1 protein-coding gene and 1 pseudogene are annotated in these 4,619 nt (G+C 45.3%); both read left to right on the top strand.

Annotation, left to right across the window (positions count from 1 at the left end; all coding sequences use genetic code 11):
* Positions 1–3,515 (top strand): annotated as a pseudogene (locus AC1DSE_RS30580) (alpha-L-arabinofuranosidase C-terminal domain-containing protein); the annotation flags it as partial.
* Positions 3,516–3,692: 177 nt separating this feature from the next.
* Positions 3,693–4,619 (top strand): BREX system ATP-binding domain-containing protein (locus tag AC1DSE_RS30575; RefSeq protein ID WP_477528727.1); only part of this gene is annotated, 927 nt, incomplete at its 3' end.

Genomic DNA, 4,619 nt, shown 5'->3' with positions numbered 1-4,619 from the left:
CCGGTATTACCATTACAACTTGGGTATAGGCGGTAAAAGGCTCAAGCGTATGGGAAACAATTTTTGATTTCGGCAAGGGGCCGACAGGCCCTTATATGTTCTTAACACGCAATTTGCGTGCAGCTTGTTTTGCAGGGGAAGACTTGATCGCAGATCCTGGAAAGACTTTTGCGGCGGGAGAATGGATGCATATTTCTATGTCTGTAGCAGGCACGAAGTCCGGTACATCCAGCAGTGCAGGACCGATTGTATATGTGAATGGCGAGGTGGCTGCAGATGGAACGATCAGTCAGACATCAAGCGGTACCTATGCTAAATTGCGTGCATGGTTTGCTTCTTTCGCTGACCAAGAGAATTACTGCAACAACTATATTGGAATGTCCCAGTACGATGCAGATGTGGATTTTTGCGGTTCGCTTTCGGATTTCCGTGTATACAAAGCGGGACTAACACAAGATGAAGTAATTGAAGTGATGTGCGAATCGTTGACGGATGAAGAGATTGTTGAACTTGCCAAAGACAAGTACTTAACGTTCCCAACCTTCATTATTACAAAAGATATTGCGCTGCCTTCTTCTCTAATGGGCGGCAAAGTGAGCGTATCATGGGCATCGAGTGATATCGGCACGATTTCTAATGAGGGAATCGTCAACAAGGAAATGCAGTCGGCAAAGGGCGTAACGATGACAGCCATCGTAAGTAAAAGAGCAAGCTCCGCTGTAAAAAGCTTCACCGTATCTGTACTTCCTCAAGGTGTACCACCGTATACGTTGACTATTGATGGAAGCAAAGAGATATTGGATGTCAGTCCCGTTTTATACGGCTTATTTTATGAGGATATTAACAATGCAGCTGATGGCGGTATATACGCGGAGCTCGTACAGAACCGCTCCTTCGAGTCATTTGCGTTCGACAGCTACTCTCATGTGTGCGGCGAGCATGGTGCTTCAACAGGAAGAAACTACACGCCTCTGCATGCATGGTCGGGCGATACAAAGCAAATGACGGTGAAAAATACGGGCGGTTTAAATGACTTTTTCGGAATAACAGACAAAGATGTGAATGCTCATTATGTAACGGTAGCGAGCGGAGCGACGATAACCAATCGAGGTTTTGCGGATTCCAATCAAAACTGTGCAATGGCGATTAGACAAGCTGCCAAATACAACTTTACGATCTGGGCAAGAGCTGAAGCGGCAGGCACGATCACCTTGCAGCTGCTGGATAAAGAGGGTGTCTCTATCAGCGACACAGTGGTTGTTCAAATAGAAGGCGGAGGCATATGGAAAAAGTACGGTGTGGACAGCCCTCTTGTATTGACGGGCTTAACAACGGTGCTTGGTCAATTGGCTTTAACCTTTAACGGCGAAATCTCGATCGATATGGTCTCACTGTTGCCGGAGGATGTTTGGGGCGCGGGCGAGGAACAGCGATCCTCGACGGCTCATGCAAACTTTAAAGGAAATTCAAACTATAGACTGCGAAAAGACTTAGTAAACGCACTAGTTGATTTGCATCCTACTTTTCTTCGTTTTCCAGGCGGATGTATTTCAGAGGGCTCTCACATTTGGGAAAACGTATACGATTGGAAGGAATCTGTAGGGGATGTGGAGCTGCGGAAAGAAAACTTTAACGTATGGGGCTATATGATGACGATGGGCCTTGGCTATATGGAATATTTCCAGTTGGCTGAAGATCTGAATGCCGCTCCGCTCCCAGTGATGGCCTGCGGCGTGCTTTGCCAGGCTCGTTCGGATTACGCGAATCCCGCTGGCGGCAAGCTTAGGGACTACTACGTCAAAAACTTTACAGACTTAATTGATTTTGCGATTAGTACAGATTTTGAGAATAACGAATGGGCTGCTTTGCGTAAAAAAATGGGCCACGAAGCGGCGTTTGATTTGCGTTACTTAGGCGTGGGCAATGAAAACTGGGGTACAGAATTTTTTGCGAACTTTGAATATTTTAAAGCAGCTATTGATGATTATATGGAGCAGCATTACGCTGGATATGAGCTGCATATTATTTCAACCGTGGGCGCGCAAGCGGATGATGATGCTTATCAGCAGGGCTGGAAGTTTTTAAGTGGCAGCTTGGCAGGCTCGGAGACGATAAGCTTTACGGACGGGCTGTCGCGCATTGAGGAAACCGTTACGTGGTATGAGAAGCAAAAGAATTACATGGATACGATTGCGGATGAGCACTACTATCGTTCGAATGAGTATTTGTTAGCTAATGCGGACCGATATAATTACTATCACAGAGCTTACAATGATGATGGCAGCCTGAATGAAGCCGAGACCTCCAAAGTATTTGTCGGCGAATATGCTTCAACGGATAAAAACACATTGGCTGGGGCAATTGCAGAAGCAGCGATTATGACCAGCTTTGAGAATAACTCGGATGTCGTTCGATTAGCAGCAACTGCACCGTTGTTTAATAAGGTTCTGACAGATGGTACATATCGATGGACCCCGGATTGTATTTGGTTTGATGATGAAACGGTATGGTATACACCGAACTATTACGTGCAGCAGCTATTCGGAAAATACATCGGTACTAAAGTAGCAGATACGTCGTTTACGACTTATCGGAACGGTGAGCGGTCTGCGCTCATCCCTCGCGGTGGCATTGAAGTGGCTGCTGGAAATGCTGATATTGTTGTGAAGCGTGTGAAAGTAACGTCCAATGTGGATGGCAGCGTACTTTTTGAACAGGATTTTACGAAGGCATTAAATGCGGCTTGGCAAGTCATTCCGGGCTCAGCAGGTTATACGCTTGATTCGGCCAAAGGCTTGGTATTAAAAGCGCAGAGCAGCGGCTTGAATGGATTGTATATCCTTAATGAAGCATGGACCAATTACAAAGTTGAGGTTGCAGCAGAACGAATATCCGGTACAGACGGTTTTTATGTGGGCGCAGGCTTGACCGATATTTCAACCGACAATAAGGATGTCATAGAATATGCGATCGGCTATAATGGCAGCGCCACTGGCGTAAAGGTGTATAAGCAAGGAATTGAGGGCTATACGTTAGAGGATTACTCCTCGAGCACAGCCGCAGGTAACTTGAGAGCTAGCTGCTATGAAGAGCTCGCCGACCATACTGAATATATGATTACAGTGAATTATGGAGGAGCTGATGGCCAGCATTTGATCTGTTCTTATACGGATGGCGTAGCAGCAAGCAAGGTTCTGGATTATAAACTGGAAGCCTATAACAGGGATATCTATCATTCCGTTACCAAAGATGACAAGCATATGTATGTGAAGCTGGTTAATGCAGACGGTGTGGAGAAAGCAGTGAAGCTTGATTTTAAAGGGATAAATGCAGCTACTACRGGTAAATGGGTCATATTAACGGGTGATGCTTCACTTATTCATGTTCCGAATGTGAACAAAAAGAACGATGAGAAAATAACCCCAATGGAAGCTGAAATACAAATCGAGAATAACGCTGCCATAATAAATTTAGCCGCCAATTCCGTGAATGTTATTATAGTGAGCCTAATGTAATCGAGAAAAACACTTTATCATTGAGCCTCAGAGACTAGTCTCTGAGGCTCTTTTATTGGCAACCAGACCTATATGTAATTCTTATTCATTACTTGACTGAACAGTGATAAACTGTGGAATAGCCTTTAACGTTTTGGAAAAGTAGCATTGCACGGATTAGATGGAGGACTGGATAACATGTTGCTTGCAAATAATGTTAAGTTAAAGGATTTGCTGAACGGAAATAAAATGGATACATCTTCCTTTTTACATATAGCGATCGCGCTGACTGAATCCGTACATAAGGCTCATAAGCAAAACCTACTGATCGGTCATTTGAATCCAGCAGGGATACTCATTCAATCGGAAATAAATAGTGTTGTGCTCACAGACGAAAGAATAACAGATTACGCCTACCTATCTCCTGAACAAACAGGCAGAATCAATCGTAAAGCTGACGAACGAAGCGATTTGTATGCAATCGGCATGATATTTTATCACATGCTCGCAGGTCGTCTGCCCTTTCAAGCTCAGAATAGGGAAGAATGGCTGCATGCCCATCTTGCGATTGTGCCAATGCCTTTGCGTGAGGTACGTTTGGAGCTGGAGGATTCTCTCGAAAATATAATTATGAAGCTGTTGTCGAAGAGGCCAGAAGACCGCTATCAGAGTGCTTTTGGATTGCTGTTTGATTTGAAAAGCTGTGCTTCTTCTATGGAGAAAAAAGGAGAGATCATCCCTTTCGAAATCGCTCGTGTCGATGAGGCTAGTCGGTTTCAGCTGCCAAAAACTCTTTTTGGCCGTGAAATGGAGGGAAAGGCGCTCCGCGAGGCTTTGCAACAGGCGCAAGCCGGCGTGTCTTCGTTCGTATTCGTTAGCGGAAGTGCAGGCAGTGGAAAAACCGCGCTTATTCGAGAGTTTCAGGTGCTGGCTAGAAAAGAAGGCAGTCTGTTCATTGGAGGAAAATGTGATCTGATGAATCGTGACGTTCCTCTCTCGCCGCTCTTGCAGGCTCTGCGGAGCTTGATTCGGCAAATATACAGCCAGTCCCCTGAACGAATGGCAAAGCTGAAGTTACAGTTGGAAGAGGCATTAGGTCAAGGAGCAGCTGTTATCGTACAGCTG

The sequence above is a fragment of the Paenibacillus sp. 01L418 genome (assembly GCF_056400045.1).
This window is presented reverse-complemented; position numbering and strand designations above follow the sequence as displayed.